This is a genomic window from Paenibacillus sp. Soil724D2 (assembly GCF_001427935.1).
Taxonomy (GTDB): Bacteria; Bacillota; Bacilli; order Paenibacillales; family NBRC-103111; genus Paenibacillus_E.
On the sequence record NZ_LMRY01000019.1, the window covers coordinates 1 to 17,043 of the forward strand.

Annotated in this window: 15 protein-coding genes; 11 read left to right on the forward strand and 4 right to left on the reverse strand. The window is 44.6% G+C overall.

All coding sequences use genetic code 11. The features are described from left to right. Positions 1-197: 197 nt before the first annotated feature. The gene (locus ASG85_RS17385; RefSeq protein ID WP_060647227.1) at positions 198-1,109 is read right to left on the reverse strand and encodes an SDR family oxidoreductase; all 912 of its coding nucleotides are present in this window, start codon (positions 1,107-1,109) and stop codon (positions 198-200) included. Positions 1,110-1,540: 431 nt separating this feature from the next. Here ASG85_RS17385 and ASG85_RS17390 point away from each other — a divergent pair, with 431 nt between their 5' ends. From ASG85_RS17390 to ASG85_RS17405, 4 genes are all read left to right on the forward strand, one after another. Then, positions 1,541-1,933: an RrF2 family transcriptional regulator gene (locus ASG85_RS17390; RefSeq protein ID WP_057302213.1), complete on the forward strand. Its 393-nt coding sequence runs from the start codon at positions 1,541-1,543 to the stop codon at positions 1,931-1,933. 156 nt (positions 1,934-2,089) lie between these two features. Next, positions 2,090-2,923 (forward strand): helix-turn-helix transcriptional regulator, encoded by an 834-nt coding sequence (locus tag ASG85_RS17395; protein WP_060647229.1) that lies wholly within the window; start codon positions 2,090-2,092, stop codon positions 2,921-2,923. 95 nt (positions 2,924-3,018) lie between these two features. Beyond that, positions 3,019-4,008: a quinone oxidoreductase family protein gene (locus ASG85_RS17400; protein WP_060647232.1), complete on the forward strand. Its 990-nt coding sequence runs from the start codon at positions 3,019-3,021 to the stop codon at positions 4,006-4,008. A gap of 655 nt (positions 4,009-4,663) precedes the next feature. After that, the gene (locus ASG85_RS17405) at positions 4,664-5,782 is read left to right on the forward strand and encodes a phosphotransferase (protein ID WP_200961687.1); all 1,119 of its coding nucleotides are present in this window, start codon (positions 4,664-4,666) and stop codon (positions 5,780-5,782) included. Between the two features lie 115 nt (positions 5,783-5,897). On the opposite strand, the gene ASG85_RS17410 is transcribed toward ASG85_RS17405, so the two are convergent. Both ASG85_RS17410 and ASG85_RS17415 read right to left on the reverse strand, forming a co-directional pair. Further along, positions 5,898-6,407 carry a tetratricopeptide repeat protein gene (locus ASG85_RS17410; protein WP_060647234.1) on the reverse strand — a complete coding sequence of 170 codons (510 nt, stop codon included), beginning with the start codon at positions 6,405-6,407 and terminating at the stop codon, positions 5,898-5,900. Between the two features lie 126 nt (positions 6,408-6,533). Continuing rightward, positions 6,534-10,124 carry a family 10 glycosylhydrolase gene (locus ASG85_RS17415; RefSeq protein ID WP_060647236.1) on the reverse strand — a complete coding sequence of 1,197 codons (3,591 nt, stop codon included), beginning with the start codon at positions 10,122-10,124 and terminating at the stop codon, positions 6,534-6,536. A 380-nt stretch (positions 10,125-10,504) separates the two neighbouring features. Between ASG85_RS17415 and ASG85_RS17420 the strand changes: the two genes are divergently transcribed. Both ASG85_RS17420 and tsaA read left to right on the forward strand, forming a co-directional pair. Next, positions 10,505-11,170 carry a stalk domain-containing protein gene (locus ASG85_RS17420; protein WP_235550155.1) on the forward strand — a complete coding sequence of 222 codons (666 nt, stop codon included), beginning with the start codon at positions 10,505-10,507 and terminating at the stop codon, positions 11,168-11,170. Between the two features lie 158 nt (positions 11,171-11,328). After that, entirely contained in the window at positions 11,329-11,787 is a 459-nt protein-coding gene (tsaA, locus tag ASG85_RS17425) for a tRNA (N6-threonylcarbamoyladenosine(37)-N6)-methyltransferase TrmO (protein WP_057302208.1), read from the forward strand. A gap of 181 nt (positions 11,788-11,968) precedes the next feature. On the opposite strand, the gene ASG85_RS17430 is transcribed toward tsaA, so the two are convergent. Next, complete coding sequence (locus ASG85_RS17430) at positions 11,969-12,178, reverse strand: alpha/beta-type small acid-soluble spore protein (protein ID WP_057302207.1); 210 nt, start codon at positions 12,176-12,178, stop codon at positions 11,969-11,971. A 179-nt stretch (positions 12,179-12,357) separates the two neighbouring features. Between ASG85_RS17430 and ASG85_RS17435 the strand changes: the two genes are divergently transcribed. From ASG85_RS17435 to ASG85_RS17460, 5 genes are all read left to right on the forward strand, one after another. Further along, a complete protein-coding gene (locus ASG85_RS17435) occupies positions 12,358-13,263 on the forward strand; it encodes an AraC family transcriptional regulator ligand-binding domain-containing protein (protein ID WP_082588130.1) in 906 nt (301 codons plus the stop codon). 20 nt (positions 13,264-13,283) lie between these two features. Beyond that, positions 13,284-14,078: an SDR family NAD(P)-dependent oxidoreductase gene (locus ASG85_RS17440; RefSeq protein ID WP_057302206.1), complete on the forward strand. Its 795-nt coding sequence runs from the start codon at positions 13,284-13,286 to the stop codon at positions 14,076-14,078. A 94-nt stretch (positions 14,079-14,172) separates the two neighbouring features. Then, positions 14,173-14,643: a DinB family protein gene (locus ASG85_RS17445; RefSeq protein WP_057302205.1), complete on the forward strand. Its 471-nt coding sequence runs from the start codon at positions 14,173-14,175 to the stop codon at positions 14,641-14,643. A gap of 155 nt (positions 14,644-14,798) precedes the next feature. Beyond that, positions 14,799-15,191, forward strand: a complete 393-nt coding sequence (locus ASG85_RS17450) for a DoxX family protein (RefSeq protein WP_057302204.1) — start codon at positions 14,799-14,801, stop codon at positions 15,189-15,191. Positions 15,192-15,754: 563 nt separating this feature from the next. Beyond that, a complete protein-coding gene (locus tag ASG85_RS17460) occupies positions 15,755-16,999 on the forward strand; it encodes an MFS transporter (RefSeq protein ID WP_235550156.1) in 1,245 nt (414 codons plus the stop codon). Positions 17,000-17,043: the final 44 nt, after the last annotated feature.

The following is a 17,043-nucleotide window of genomic DNA, read 5'->3' on the forward strand; positions in this document are numbered from 1 at the left end:
AATCCGCATGCTCATGATTGAAGAACATCGGAAAGCCGTATGAGGGAAAACTTCATGTACGGTTTGATGAGGAGGGGCTGAATATTCAGCCCTTTACTCTAGTTCATGTATGGGGTAGGATGCTTCAACGGATATGAATGATACAACGTATCAGGTAATTCGTGGGAATGTTGCTGAATGGAGGGGGAAGGCATCTGTTAGAGACTACGAATTCCGATCTGTTCTTCGCTTACCATCCATAATCGTTTTGTGGTGTCCAGGTTCTGAGCGGGATCAGACGGAATTGTTGTTTGCATGTCGGTGTAGTAATAACCATTATGACCAGTCATTTCGTCCGAGTCTGCTAACCACACCAAAGTTTCGGCACCTTTCTCCGGACTGCGAGAGAACATTTTCATCACGGCCATCGTCATACGGGCTAAAAGTCCGTTGTTCTGATTGAAGTTCGTAGAAACTAGACCTGGATCAAAGCAGTAGGCGCTGACTCCGGTCCCCTCTAGCCGCCTAGCCAATTCAGCGGTGAACTGGATATTGGCGAGCTTAGTCTCAGCGTAGCGAAATGTAGGACCACCAATAAAATTGTGGGGAAAGCTATAAAGGTGTTCCGCAGTGAGATCATCAAAGTTGATACCCTTCTTGGCCATCTTGTGACCATGAGATGCAGTTGTGATAACTCGGGCATGCTCGCTTTCCTTCATGCGATCAAGGAGAAGTGTAGTCAGAAGGAAAGGCGCCAGATGGTTTACAGCCCAAGTCATCTCCATACCATCGTCGGTTAATTGCCTCGTTTCGAACAAAGCGCCGGCATTATTGACCAGAACGTCCACTTTCGGGCATTTGGCCAAAATATCAGCCGCTACTTGACGTATAGACTTTTGTGAAGCCATATCAGCCAAGAATACGTCCACAGTGGTTTTTCCACCGGTAGATGCCATTATTTGGGCCGCTACTTCATTTGCTTTAGCTTGATTACGAGCTACGATTCCTAAGTTTGCCCCCCGAGCTGCGAGCTCTTTGGCCGCGGCCAATCCAATACCGCTTGTTGCCCCAGTAATTACTACATATTTGCCTTGTACTGTCCATTTACTATTCGTTATCATTTTCGTCATTTATATTCCACCTCTCGATTAATGAATGAATCGTTCATTTATTAAATATCATAATTTATACCCTGTGTATTGTCAATAGGGAATCAACTAACTACAGAAAAAGTTAAACATATTGCGATTCTTGACGCTAAGACTGATGCTTATATCAAAAACTTTGGCAACCAAGGCTTGTCACCGGAATCATCTTACGTGCTACGTCAAGAAGAATTCGTACTCGTTAACGCGTACGGAAACCGCGACGATGGCGAACTTCAAGACACAGACTCCGGCTTTACGAATATAACCCATGTTTATTCTACTGGACTTTTTGCGGGATGGATTTGCCATGCTGAATGATTTATCGCAGATGAACGATTGTATGGGATTAATGCTTGTCTTTTAGAAAAATTAGAGTTATTATGGATTCGTAAAATCGTTAATGGAGGTGCTGAATGAAATATTCTCAGGCGACCGACTATGCGCTTCATGCAATGCTTTATTTGGTAACGGCAGCTCCTGATAAGCCTGTTGGCGTGCAATTGCTTGCTGAAAAATTGGGCGTTTCGCAGACCTATTTGTCCAAGATGATGACCAAGCTTGTCAAGGCAGGATTGATTCAGTCCACGCCCGGCGCAAACGGTGGATATCGCCTCAGACGGAAACAGGAAGATATCTCCTTTCTCGATATCATCCATGCGATTGAAGGGACCGCTTCCTTGTTCGAATGCAGCCTGAATCACGGAAGTGAATGTCTGATCCAGCAGGTTGTGATCGACGCCGAACGTCAGATGGAGCAGTATCTGGAGAATAAAAAAATAGCGGATTTGTCGAAATTAATCAAGTGAAGAAGGCTTGGAATAAACCTGTTTAACGAACAGGTACGAAATCGCTGATACGGAAAGTGAGGACATATCAACAATCAAACGGCAGAGATGTCGTTTTTTATTTATATCTGTATAATAGAAATAACTTGAATTGATTGCGAAGAAAGAGGTTGTGGAATGTCTTCAGAAAACCCGAAAATCAATATACTCGGAGACTTTTTAAAATCCCGCCGGGAACGGATCAAGCCGGATCATGTCAGCACTGTCGGTCGCTTTGGAACAAGAAGAACGCCGGGATTACGCAGAGAAGAGGTTGCTCATCTTGCGGGTGTAAGCATCACCTGGTATACCTGGCTGGAACAAGGCAGGGCCGTCACCGCCTCAAGAGAAGTGATCGAGAGCGTAGGTAAAGCTTTACAACTATCTTCAGAAGAACATCTTCATTTGCTTCGTTTGGCAAATTATAGCGGTGAGGGGGAACCTTACCCGAACGCTAAGGAAGTAGATCCAGGGCTTCAGAACATTATCGACCAATTGAGCTATCCTGCAATCATCGCAAATAATCGAACTGAGGTGTTGGCCTTCAATCAGATGGCTTCTGAAATCATTGCGGATTTCCATGCGATTCCCGCAGAGAATCGCGTGATGTCACGGTTGGTATTTACCGATCCAAACCTGCGAAAGCAGTTGGCAAACTGGAAGGAATTTGCTGATTATACGATAGGGGTATTTCGTATGTATTTTGACCAAAAGGCCGGCGATCTTTGGTATGAAGATTTCGTGCGGCGGATGTGCGAGGAAAGCGAGGAGTTTCTAACGTTATGGCGTTTGCATGATGTGCATATTAAGAAAGCTATACTTTATACGTTTGATCATCTCGTCGCAGGGAGATTAAACTTTCAATTAAACACCTTTTCTAATATTAACGGCAACGAAAACCTACACTGCTGTGTATTTACACCCATTGCAGGTACCGACACTGAGCAAAAATTAGTACATATTCGCAAATAAGCCTGTTAGTCTGGATACCTGTATAACTGCAAACAGGTTGCCTCCTTGGTCGTCGAATATAATAGACTTATTCTCAATCAAGGAGGTTTCACAAATTGAAAGCTATCATAATTGACCGACCAGAAGGACCTGCAAATTTGCAGCTGCGAGAGAAGCCTGATCTGCAACCGGCCCCCGGTATGCTGACCATTGACGTTGCTTATGCTGGAGTAGGTTATTTCGAAGTTTTGCTTAGTCGTGGCGAATTCATTACCGCTTTTCCGATGCCGCTTACTCCAGGTTTGGAAGTGTCGGGATATGTACGCGCCATTGGAGAAGGAGTAGAGGGCTTCTACATTGGTCAACCCGTTGCCTCGATGACACTGCATGATCTTAACGGCTTTGCATCAATGGCGAATGTACGGCCAGATCTGACGGTTCCGTTAGATCAATTAGGAGCTGACCTCGACTTAGCGACAGCTGCAGCTTCCATTGTAAATCTGACAACCGCTTATTTGGCTATAAAAGATGTTTATCGAATGAAAACGGGTGACAACATACTCGTTCATGCAGCGGTTGGCGGGCTGGGCAGTTTTCTGGGGCAAATGGCGAATCGTCTGGGAGCAGGCAAGGTACTCGGAACCGTCGGAAGTGCTGAGAAAGTAAAGTTGGCCGAATCCCTCGGGTACGACGAATTATTTATTCGTTCCGATTTTGTGGAGCAAACCCTACGAGCAACCGGACGAAAAGGTGTTCATGCTGTCTTTGATCCTGTCGGAGGGAATATGCGCAAACAAAGCTTAGAGGTGCTTCGTCCGTTAGGGCAGCTGGTTGTAGTTGGAAACGCAAGCGGAGAAGAGGATGTTATGCATTCTTATAATCAAATTTGGTTTTCCAACAAACAGTTTGCTGGTTTTACATTAGGCGGATACAGCGACAGTAATCCTGTGGAGACAGGGAAAGCAGCCCGAGAAGCGTTAGGAATGCTGGCAAGAAAAGAAATACATGCGGAGATTCAAGGCGTGTATCCTTTGGAAAATGCCGCAGAAGCACTTGCTCTATTGGAAGAAAAGAACACGGTTGGAAAACTGGTTTTGCAAATATAAACCTGACCGCTGTCTCATTGAGAGACGTGCTGGTCGAGAAAACTTTTCTAAATGATTAAGAATTTCGAGGGGAATCCGTTCAGTCGGGAGAGTGCATCGCCGGAAGCGATGAGGTCAGGGGCTCAATCCCCGTCAAGCGGGCGAGGAGCAATTTTTTGCGGAGAACGGCGAAGGTATTCTGAATTTCACGAAGATTTCGAAGGTAGCGGAGGCAGTTGGGACTCAGTGACTTGTCGTGGAGCAGGATCAAAGCCGCCGAGATCCGTTCGAAAGCTTAGCGATAAGCTATAGGAATTTGCAACATTTTGACCTCATCATCGATGCCACAAATTAGGAACGGCAAGGTAGTACTCGACTACAATGGTACTTTAAAAGGCGCTGAAAAAGCGTCTTTTTTGAATTCTGTAGGAACAAACACATTATTACATTGCAGGTTGTGGAGACGTCGTTTTTTAATAAGATTCTTGTGATTGGGCGATGTCAATGTACGATGTCAATAACCTATTTAAATTGTATTAACGAAACTTGCCTTGTCGAAAGTAAAACACACCCATACAATTAACTTATCCTATATGAGAACGAGTGGATATATGAAAACATTAAAGAGATTGTACATACAATGATGATATACATAATTATAGGAGGTACTATTCTAATGATGAATCAAGTGAAGACGTGGTTAGAGCAAAATGAAAAGTCGATTCAATGGCTTACTAACGAGATTGGAGCGAGCAATTCATTGATGGGGAAAATTCTTAACGGAGAAAATGACTTGTCGCCGGAGCAAATGGTTCAAATCGCACGGGTAATAGGCATCACATTGGACGAATTAACTGCTGAAACGGATTCAGACATATCCACTTCGCAGATAAACACTAACAGGATGCATGACAACGAGTTGGAGATTGACGCATCACTCGTTAAGCGGTTACTCGCTGCGCAATTTCCGCAATGGGCAGAGTTACCGCTCAAACGGGTTAATTCAAGCGGGACGGATAACGCGATTTTCCGGCTCGGGGAGGATATGGCCGTACGAATGCCTCGCATTGAGGGGGCCACTGGACAGGCTGAGAGGGAACAGTTGTGGTTGCCAAAACTTGCACCACATCTACCCCTTGCCATTCCTTCCCCACTCGCGATAGGAGTGCCCGCCGAGGGCTATCCTTGGCAATGGGCTGTGTATCGGTGGTTCAATGGCGAGGACGCGATCATCGGTCGCATCGACGATCTAGGCCAAGCGGCGACCGTGATGGCTCAATTCGTAGCAGCCATGCAGCGGATCGATCTCGCCGATGTTACGCCCCCAGCATCTTCCCGAGGCATGTCGCTGGAAAAGAGAGATAACGTCGTCCGCAAAGCAATCGCAGAACTGCAAGACATGATCGATCAAGATACGGCAACCTTAGCGTGGGAAGCAGCCTTGAAAGCGCCAGAGTGGGATGGGCCGGCAGTCTGGATTCACGGAGACATCCATGCAGGAAACTTGTTGATCGAACAAGGGCGGATAAGTACCGTTATCGACTTTGGATGTATGGGTTTGGGTGATCCCGCATGGGACATGCTGTTTGCATGGAGCATCCTTAACGCAGAAACACGGGTAATATTCCGTAGAGAGCTGCGGCCTGATGACGCAACCTGGGCTCGTGGTCGCGGTTATGCGCTGTCAATGGGATTGATTGCCCTCCCTTACTACCAGGACACCAACCCAGTGTTCGCTGGCGTCGCAAGGCGTATAATCGATGAAGTTCTCACCGATTACCTGAAAGGTGCATGAGAGCGACCAATAAAAGGGATTTCTCCGGTTCCAAATTAAAAGCAGCCTCTGTGAAGAAGCTGCTTATTTGTATGGCAATATTCAGTGGTAATCACTCTAAACAATAATGTTATGCTTATCCGGCAGTTTCATCAAGGTCTTCGTTGTAAGCCATTATCCCTCGTTTAAAATAATGAAGCTTTTCGTCTGAGGTAGTTTCCATTAAATTGGTGATCAGCAGTTCAACACTTTCTTTGTAGTTTTGGCTATTGTACAGAGCCATGGCGAGAAATACTTGAATTGCCCGATTTTCTGGAAATTCCCTAACGCCTCTGCGCAACGTCTCAACTGCTTCTTTGTAGTACCCCAAGTAGCGGTATGTACTCCCCAGACCCATTAGGCATCTTTCTAGGTCAGGACCAGATAGCCCCAACTTAAGAGCCCGCTCATAGTATGGAATAGCCTCACGTCCAAGGCCGGAATTGTCATGCACTATTCCGGTTTGGTAGTTGATTTCCGCATCATCCGGGTAATCGGAAAGTAATGCTAATAACTGCTCGCGAACCTCTCTTAAGATCGCTTGATCTTGCTTGGCTCGCCCTTCTTCACGCCGTTTAATTATTTTGCTCAATTCGTTTCTTGTCATATTTTCACCATTCCCAAGTTTGGCAGTTTTTTTAGGATGAGACTATCTTAACATTAACATACAATGTCGAATATTAAATTCCCTTGTTCCGACCGGAACAAGGGAATTTTTTAACTATATTACGATTTATTGCAGAGACGCAGCCAAACGGATCAAGACGTCAGCCTGGTGGTTCGTCAGGCTTTTGTCGGTTTGCGCTTGCACTTCATTGATAAAAGCATCGTAATTACTGTGCTCAAGCTTTTTCACAAGCGAGTTCGTAACACCTTCTGCTCCCGGTCCTGTCACAAATGCACGGGTTACGTTCGCAAGGGAACTAACGGTCGTCTGCACCGTGTATGTAAACGATGCAGATGCTGCGTTGCCGGCGGCATCCTGAACGTCGATGGTTACGACGTGCGAGCCAAGACCGAGCTCATAGGCCGGAGCATCGACAAGGAGTGCGGTGCACGGATTATAGACGAGGCCCGAAACCGTATCGGAAGCGGTACATTTTATTTGAACGGTTTGGTCTACGGAGAAAGTGGACCCGCCGCCTATTTGAATCACTGGGGCTGAACGGTCGATGCGAATTTCCATGTTTTTCGCTATTTCCACGTTGCCGGCGGCATCCTCGGATCGGTAAAGAAGGGTGGTCACGCCGTCTGCCCCAACGGTAACAGGCCCGCCGTACGGCTGCCAGCTTGCGCCGTTGTCGGTACTGTATTGCGTTGAACTGACGCCGGTCAGGTCGTCCGTCGCCGTAAGCTTCACCGTCGCCTCCGAAACGTACCAGCCGTTACGCATCGTTCCTTCACCGGTTGCCGTCGTCACAGGTGCTGTCACATCAAGTACGTTCGTTATCGCAATCGCGTTGCTCGCCGCACTTTCGTTGTGGATTCGGTCCACAGCGGTAATGACATAAGTATACCGCGCACCGTCAACGGCAGTCCGGTCGACGAATGATCCCTTCGAGCCCTCCTGCTTGCGGACGGTAGCGACGATCTTCGACGCATCCTGCAAGCTTCCTGCCGTATCGCCCTCGAAACGGTAAACGACATAGTAGGCCGCGTCTGCTGTACCATTCGCCCAAGTCAGCTCAACGCCGGATGGTTTACTGATGGCGGAAGCGAGAACAGGGGAGCTTGGCGCTTGATGGTCGAGCCAAGGCATCGCAGGGACAAGTGCCGGGTAGCGGTAGAGATCGGTTTTTAACCGGTCCGTAAAGCCCAGCGGATTCGCCGGCAGCCATTTGGCACTGAAGAAGATGCTTCCTTTGACGTTGCCGAAATTGCGATTATAGCTTACTTGGTCCGGCATTTCGTTCGGGTTCAGCCAACCCGGATCATTTGAGCCGATGCGGTAGGTGGCCTGGCCGCTGTAAAGGTGAACGTTTTTACCGGCAACCGCGCCGTTCCACCATTCGATCAGCTTGTCGTACGCGGCCGGCGAATAGCCCATGTACCAATAGATTTGCGGTGTGATGTAATCGATCCACTGCTGATCAACCCATTTTTTGGAGTCCGCATAGATGGCGTCGTAGCTGCTGAGACCATTCGTATCGGAACCTGCTGGATCTTCGCCTTTATTTTTCCAGATGCCGAACGGACTGATACCGAATTTGACATAGCTTTTCTCCCGCTTGATTCTGGCGCCTATCTCCTGTACGAACGAATTGACGTTGTTACGTCTCCAGTCCGCCTTGTTTGCAAAGCCCGCGCCGTATTTCTGGAAAGCCTCCTGGTCGGGGAAGTCGACACCGCTGACCGGGTACGGATAGAAATAATCGTCAAAATGAACCGCGTCGATATCGTAATTTTTCACGACTTCCATAATGCCGTCCATGATGAACTGCTTCGCTTCCGGAATTCCCGGGTTGAAATATAACTTCCCGCCATACGAAACGACCCAGTCCGGATGCTGGCGTGCAGGGTGATCCGGCACCAGATTGTCTAAACGGTCCTGCAGGCTGATCCGGTACGGATTGAACCAAGCGTGGAACTCCATATTTCGCTTGTGCACTTCCTCCAACATGAACGCAAGCGGGTTATAGCCGGGATCTTTTCCTTGCACGCCCGTCAGCCATTCCGACCAAGGACCGAATTGGGAAGGGTAAAAGGAATCCGCAGTCGGCTTTACCTGCACGATGACTGCGTTGATACCCGTAGTTTGCAGGGGCTCCAGCAGCTTTGTGAAATCGCGCTTTTGCTGCTCCGGGTCCGTTACACCTTTGTCCGGCCAGTCTATATTATCGACTGTAGCGATCCATGCTGCTCTGAGCTCGGACTTTGGAAAGGCGGCCACTTTGTTCACCACCAAGTAGAAATCGCTTGTTTTCCCGCCATACGTTGCGGTAATCCGGGAGGTGCCGAAATTCAGCGCCGTGACAACACCGCTTGCACTCACCGCAGCGACCGCCGGGTTGCTGCTCGTATACGTAACGCCTCTAATCAGTTCGACTTGCTCCGGAAGCCATGTGTAGGTGCCAAGCACCTTCGCCTGTAAGGTATCGCTAACCGTCATCGTATGGAGCTCGGTAAGCTTGATGCTCTGCAATACCGGTACAGGGGCGTTTACATTCAGCGTATAAGCCGTTGAGACGCCTTTATAGGACATTGTGATCGTTGTCGTTCCGGGTTTTACGGCTTTCACCACGCCATCGGCATCGACGGTTGCAACATCAGGAGCACTGCTTTCAAACGTTGCTCCGCTCAGTACGCTAACGGGTTCGGTCATGTCCGTGTACACTGCGTACAGGCGTATTTTGTTCGTAGAGCCCGATTCCAGCTTCTCTAAGGAAGATTGCTCTAATCTAGAAGGCACGGCTGTGCTCGTTGAGACGGTCAGCACATAAGATGCTTCAGGAGCCGTCCCATAGGAGGCATAGATCGTGGCTGTGCCTGGCTGCAGTGCCCGGACTGTGCCGTTTGTGTCGACTATTGCGACCTGCTCGTTGCTACTGCGGAAGGATAGCCCGCTTGTAACAGGGACAGGCTCCACTGCGTTCTGGTAAGTCGCGAATACTTGCGCCTTCTTCGATTCCCCAACCTGAAGAAAAGGTAGATCTACCAAATCGAGCCCATAAACGGTCGAATCTGTGTAAAACGCCGTCAACTGGTCCAAATAAAGCGCACCTTTGTTTTTGTTGTTATCTTTTGTCTCCGCGACATAGATTTGATTCAGCTTAATCGGAGCTCTCAACGAGCTCGGAACGGATACTGTGATGTACTTCCAGCCGGTCCAGTTCAGTCCATTGCTGGTGGTGAAGTCAAGCGCGGAGACAGTTCCCGCCGAATCTTTGACTTGAACGCGCAGCCAATGGTTATTGCCGTCGCCGTACACCCAGAGGCCGAGTCTCTTCGGAAGTCCCTGCAGCGTTCTGCCTGTTGTGCCGTCCGCATCCTTGAAGTTGACGTAAGCCGCCGACGTTCCGGTCGTGCCTGTAAAATCGTAGGACAATTTTACAGTATGATAGCCGTAATAAATCGTTTCCGGTCGGCTGATAAGACCGATGCTTGCCGTCGCCCTCGCCGAGGAAGAGAAGAGATTAGCCGTTTGCTCAAAGCCTTCCACACCGACGGCAGCCTGCACGCCGGCTAACGCCTGCACATCTGCGCTCAAAGCAGCTTCCGTGTCCGCGCTAGCAATAGGTACACTAAACATGATTGTGCTCAAGAACAATAATAAGGCCATGGTAAAAGGGATTGATGCTGCACCGCTTTGAAAAGATTTCTTCAATGGGATTCACTTCCTTCTCGGAATGTATTCGCTTACATGAAAGCCGAATAAACGCTGGCCTCCTTTCTTCCTTTCTCTTGGCAAATGTTATAAAAAATTTCGGCTGCTTTTAGCATACAAAATAATATTTCAACATTCAATAACATATGTGAAATTTTATTTTATAAAACAAAAGTTTTTTCGGTGAGTTTAATCCGGCTTCCACAAAGAAGGCATCTCCAGAAGCAGCGTCAAGATGAATGGGGTGTGGGAGGGCAGTTATGAGTGGTAGGAAATAACTTTATGAGCAAGCTAAAGCTATCGTTCATGTTTATGGAAAATTGTGGTATTATCAAATGGTGTCTTCATTATGTTGAAAATTAAGGAGGATTGAAATCAACTTGAAAAAATCGATTATAACTCTTATTGGAGCTTCCCTTCTACTCAGTACTAGCGCAGGTGTTTATGCAGGTGCAAATTTGGAGGAAATCCAAGCTTATTTAAACAATGACCTAAAAGTAAAAGTAAATGGGAAACAGGTACAATTGTTAGATGCAGATGGAAATGTAGTTACTCCTATTACCTTTAACGGAAACACATACTTACCAGCCAGAGCCATTGCAAATTCTTTAAATGTCGCTGTCGATTATGATGCTGCAACTAGCAGCGTATTATTTGGTGAAAAAGTTGAGGGCACTCCTATTAACGCCGATCAAGTCTTTTATCAAGCTGTCAAAGATCCTAAATTAACACAATACAAAAGCAAGGATTATATCGAAGTTATTAGACAGATAGGGACATCAGACTCTAACTTCACGTTGAAACCTAAGAAAAAGTTCCAATCCCTTTACTTGCAAGTAGCTGCTATTGGAACTGATGTCGATATTAAAATTATAGATAGAGACTCAAGATTATTAAAACAAGATACTGTAACGGTTAATGATGGTTTGAAAGTAATAGAAGCTAATATCGCAGGACTAGATGAAGTTACTGTGCTCTATGCAACCGACAAGGATACAGCAGAAACTGGTGTTTTTATACCACTAACAACCTCATATTATAAGTAATCAATAAATAAGAATGCCTCTTAAAACGAGGCGTTTATTGTTTCTAAATCTATTTCTTAGTGTAAAAAGAAGATTAACATTGGAGTTGTTTTAAAGGTATAAAACTATTAAGTTTTAATAATCACAAGTAAATTATCCAGTATATTAGGAGGGAACTTATGTTCAGCGTTACACCCATTGCATATATCAGAAACAGTAGAGAAGTAATAGAAGATGATTATTGGGGCAATGTTGTATCCACTATTGAACTCACAAGCGAATTTAGCGAAGAAAGCGTAAAGGGGATCGAGGATTTTTCCCATCTAGAAGTCATTTTCTATTTTAATCAAGTGAAAGATGATAATATTCAATTCGATGCCAGACACCCTCGGAATAATAAAGAGTACCCTAAAGTAGGGATTTTTGCACAGCGGGGTAAAAATAGGCCGAACAAACTGGGGTTAACTACAGTAGAGGTTTTAAAGCGCGAGGGAAAAAATATTTACATAAAAGGTCTTGATGCAATAAACGGGACACCCGTGTTGGACTTGAAGCCTGTAATGAAGGAATTTGCCCCGAAAGGAGAGATCAAGCAACCATACTGGGTATCAGACCTTATGAAAGAATACTGGGAATAATCAAAGCTTAAACCTGCTGCACTCACTAGTCAGTGGTCGAATTGACATTAGGTTATTAATCCCGATTTCATTGGAGAGTAATGATGATAATATAGATTTTGATCAACATAAAAAAGACTACATTCACCAGTAGGAGGATAGGTGATTGGAGTCTTTTTGCACTTGATCCTACATCAAAGAATTAACGTTGAAAGCCTTGCAGTTGTTGTTCAGCCATTTGTACCAATCTTTTTGTAATACCGCCACCGATAGAGCCTGCGTCGCGTGTAGCGAGATTTCCATTGTAACCATCTGGTTGTAGAGGTATTCCTAATTGTTGAGCTACTTCAAATTTCATTTGATTTAAAGCCGCTCTTGCTTGAGGAACAACTAATGTGTTATTGTTTGCCATGGAAAAAATCACTCCTTTTTTTGGTGTACTCTTATAATGTGGAGTGGAAGGAACTATTATACATTCACATTTATTGCGGTTATGAAAAGGCAAAGTATCGAAAACATGTACATTAACGAATTTTGTTGAGCTAATGGAGAATATATGAATATGTAAGTAGCTAAAGGAGGCCTGTATGTATGAAGTCTCATACATCTGACCGTATTAAAATCCCGCCAGGATTTTGGGCAGGATTGCGTCAAATAGGGATTGCCGCCCACGACGTAGCTCGCAAAGCACGACTGCCGCTCACCATTATTACTGAACCAGTAGTCACCACTGCCCAATATTTCGCGATCTGGCAGGCTTATTCCGATCTCATTGGTGATACTGCCAAAGGAATCATCAAGCTTGCGACCGTCTTTGAAACAGCGAAGTACCCACCGACCGTCTTAGCGACTTACCACGCTCGTGACTACCGCGACGCTATAAACCGAATGGCTCGGTATAAACAACTGTGTCCCCCCGAAAGCTTACGTATTACCGAGGAGGGAGAGCACTGTATAATCGAACTGGAATGGCTGAATACTGAGCAACCCGTTCCGTCGTTGCTTGTTGGTATCACGCTGGCATTTCTTCTGGAGCTTGGCCGCCGGGGCACAGGTCAACCTTTGACGGCGCGGTTCGTCGAATTTTCGCACGCAATGGGAGATGTACAAGCCCTTGAAGATTATTTCGGATGCCGTGTCCGGATTGGTGCAAATTGTAACCGGTTGACGCTACATCGAAGCGATTTGGACCGCCCCTTTGTCTCGTACAATGAAGAGTTGCTGGAGATCCTGACTCCCGTTCTGGACCGATCGCTCGATGAACAGCAGCGCAGCCGCTCATTACCCGAGATGGTCAAATGGATCATGAAACGCAGCCTCACAGGAGGGCGCCCCGACATTCAGGCTGTCGCAAAGGAGCTCAGTATGAGCGATCGTACCTTGCAGCGCCGGCTTACTGACGAAAACACGAGCTTCAAGCATCTGTTGACACAAGCTAGACATGAGCAAGCACGAGAGTACCTGGCAGACCCCTCGCTCGATATTAAAGAAGTTTAAATTAAAAGGAGAAATTTATGATGGATATGGGATTAAACAATAAAACAGCCTTAGTTACAGGATCAACGAAAGGGATAGGTAAAGCAATTGCCATTGAACTTGCCAAAGAAGGTGTTCATGTACTAATTAATGGACGAAATTATGAAGAGGTGGAACGAACTGTAAATGAAATGAAGTCAGATTTCCCGGCTACTTCTCCTCAAAATGCAACAGCCGATATTGTGGATATTGGGCAAAGAGAAGCTTTATTTGATAAATACCCCAATATTGATATTTTAGTTAACAATATGGGTATTTATGAAATTAAGCAATATGATGACGTTGACGATGAAGTATGGGAAAAATACTTCCGTACTAATGTTCTTTCTGCAAATGGATTATCTAAATTTTATTTACCTAAAATGTTGAAAAATGATTATGGCCGCATTATCTTTATTGCGAGTGAAGAAGCAATTATGCCTTCAGGACTAATGCCTCAGTATTGTATGACAAAATCAATGCTATTATCTTTGTCAAAAAGCTTATCTAAATTAACAATAGGAACAGAAGTTACAGTCAATACGATCATGCCTGGACCAACACTTTCTGAAAATGTGCATCAAATAATTGCGGGTATGTACCCTAATGAAGATATGACTTTTTCAGAAAAAGAGAAAGAATTTATGACTACAAACCTGCCTCAATCTGAAATACAGCGATTTATCAAGCCTATTGAAATAGGTAGACTAACTGCATTTGTATGTAGTCCTTATGCATCCGCATTTAAAGGTTCTCCAATCCGTATGGATGGGGGAATGGTACCGACTATTTTTTAGTATTTAGTGGGCAAGTACCAAAAAGGGACTATATTTAGAACGTACGTTCTGATAGAATGATAAAAGTCACTGAAATCAGAAAGGAATGATACTCATGAACGCTATAGAAGTAATATTATTGAATTTTGAAGAAGTTCGACGTAGAAGTATAAAAGTGTGGGAAAGTATTCCTGAGAAAAGTCTAGAATGGAAACCAGACCTCAACGCTTTGAGTATTAAAGATAAGATCCGTCATGTTTTGGACAGTGAGCATTATTATCACCTTGCATTGCTTAATAAAGGAAGCTTGAGTTCTTACGATTCACCATTTGAAAAGCGGATATTTACAACAGTTAAAGATGAGCTAACTTTTGCTCAAACATATAGAAACCAATTTATAAATACGGTTAAATCGTTTTCTGAAGAAGATCTATCCAATGTAGAGATTAATCGAAGCGATGTGGGGTATGTTCGAACTTTAGGAGATATGTTGATGAGAATTGCTTACCACGAATCTGTTCACACTGGTCAACTATTGGATTATATGAGAACAGCAGGAATTGAACGTCCAAAGGTGTGGGACTAGGTTCTCGGCCTCACAAGCTAAAAAACAATATAAAAAAAGTATTTTCTTCCTTTGTCGATTTCACCATTGTTCACTCGTTGTATTCATAGAAGGACAATTTTGTGTTTCTATAGTTTTGTAATCAATAGTGAGTCAGTTAAAAGGAGAGATGGACGATGACAAGAACAATTTCTAAAGGCCGACTATGGACGGCAAGAGTGATGAGCGGAATAGCGATTTTGTTTATGCTGCTTGACAGTATCATGAAATTATTTAAACCTGCGTTTGTTGTTGATTCTACCGTATCACTTGGTTACCAGGAACATCATATTTTTTTGATTGGCATACTCGGACTTCTTTCTACTATTCTATATGCATTACCTCGTACAACGATCTTAGGTGCAATAATGTTGACCGGATATTTTGGCGGTGTGATTGCGACACAGGTTCGACTAGATGCCCCACTTTTTTCTACGATCCTTTTTCCCTGTTATCTTGCAGTGTTGGTTTGGGGAGGCCTTTGGTTGAGGAATGAGCAAGTGCGCAAATTGTTTTCTTTGCAAAAATAGTTGAGATACTTTTAGTGAAATCAAGTTGGAGCGAAACATTCGTCATTTATTTTGTATCATAATTAGTAGCGTTCACTCTATTGGGTGAACGTTTATTATTTTTGTGGGAATGCTGGAAGTGATTGTATAATAATAATAACTCACCAGATTTATTTATTGTCTCAGGTACAATGGATAGATGTAAACATTATCTGGAGTCAGGAATTTATAAAGTATTTAAGGCAATTGATGAAATTAACGAGCAAACTATTGGCTTTTTATCTTTGTGTGAAAGTTACTCTCTATATGCTCTTCCAGAGTTCGATAGAGCTGTATCGTTTTACGAAAATAATAATTTCGAAATTACCGGAGGAAGGAAAATGAAATTAACAATGGAGTGAGTTCATGTGGCTTAATAAGTGTAGAGAAGAGGGTGTTAGGGATGATTTTAATAACTGAATCGAATTTCCTAGAAGATTATTTGGTAGAAACGGAAGAAAGCCTATGAATTTGTTCGTGATGAAATATCTCATTCTGTAGTTTATACATAGCGTCTATTTTAGGCAATGTTTAGGAGGATTCGTGTGTTTAAGAAAATCCAAGGGAACGCTAGAGGCTGCTTAATATATGAACCGATGTTTATTTTACCGTACAGTATGCTTACAACGTATGCGACAGTATATATGTTTCAATTGGGAGTCAGTGAGAGACAAATCGGTTTAATTACTTCGGTGGGACTGATTATGCAGATCTTTACTTCTTTCATCAGTGGATACCTTACGGACCGGATGGGTAGGCGCCGGGCGCTTCTCTATTACGATCTTGTAAGTTGGAGTGCCGCCGCACTTATCTGGGCTGTATCGCAAAATTTCTGGTATTTTCTGATTGCCGCGGTATTTAACAGTTTCCTTAGGGTACCCAATACAGCATGGTACTGTTTGTTGGTGGAAGATACCGCTCAAAATGATCGATCTAATGTATTTAGAATTCTGCAACTCATCGGGGTGATCGGGGGATTGTTCGCTCCGCTAGGTGGACTGATGGTTAATCATTTCACACTTATCCCTGCAATGCGCATGATGTACGCCATTTTCTGCGTTAGCTTAACGGTGATGTTCTTCGCCCGAAACTTCGCCACTCATGAGACGGAGATTGGAATCCGAAAAAGAAAAGAGAGCGCATCTTATAATCTGAAGGACACCTTTCAAGCTTATATCGATACAGTTAAGACCATCCTGTCAAACCGGGCGTTGATGATTGTCTTTGGTGTATACATTTCCTTTAACTTTCAAGTAACTTTGCAAAATACATATCTCTCGATTTATCTTGTTGAAGCTTTGAATATTAGCGACGCACTCATTTCAATATTTCCAGCGGTATCTTCCTTAGCAATGCTCGCATTAATGTTCCTCGTTGTTCCGCGCTTAAAAGAGAATAAGGCACAAGGTTACATGATATGGGGATTTTCACTTGCAATCGTGTCAAAAATTATATTAATTGCCGTTGCCCCTGGGCAAATTACTCAGGTGATAATCAGTACAATGCTTGCCGCTGCTGGCAGCATTATTTCAAGTCCCTATCTGGAGGCGGTTGTAGCAAATTCCATAGATGACGAACAACGTGCCAAAATGTTTTCGATTCTGCAAGTTCTTGTCTTACTATGCATCTCTCCATCTGGCATAATCGGGGGGTGGACGTATACCATCGATCCCAGGCTGCCTTTCATCTTGATTATCATATCTTCCATCGTAAGCATCGTTTTGATGATCATGTTAATGCGTAGGGAAGCCAAAACATTGGTTGATCATTTAGATGTTCATACTGGGTGACTCCATGTAGGGATGTTAGCAACCTTAATAACGGAGTAGATGCA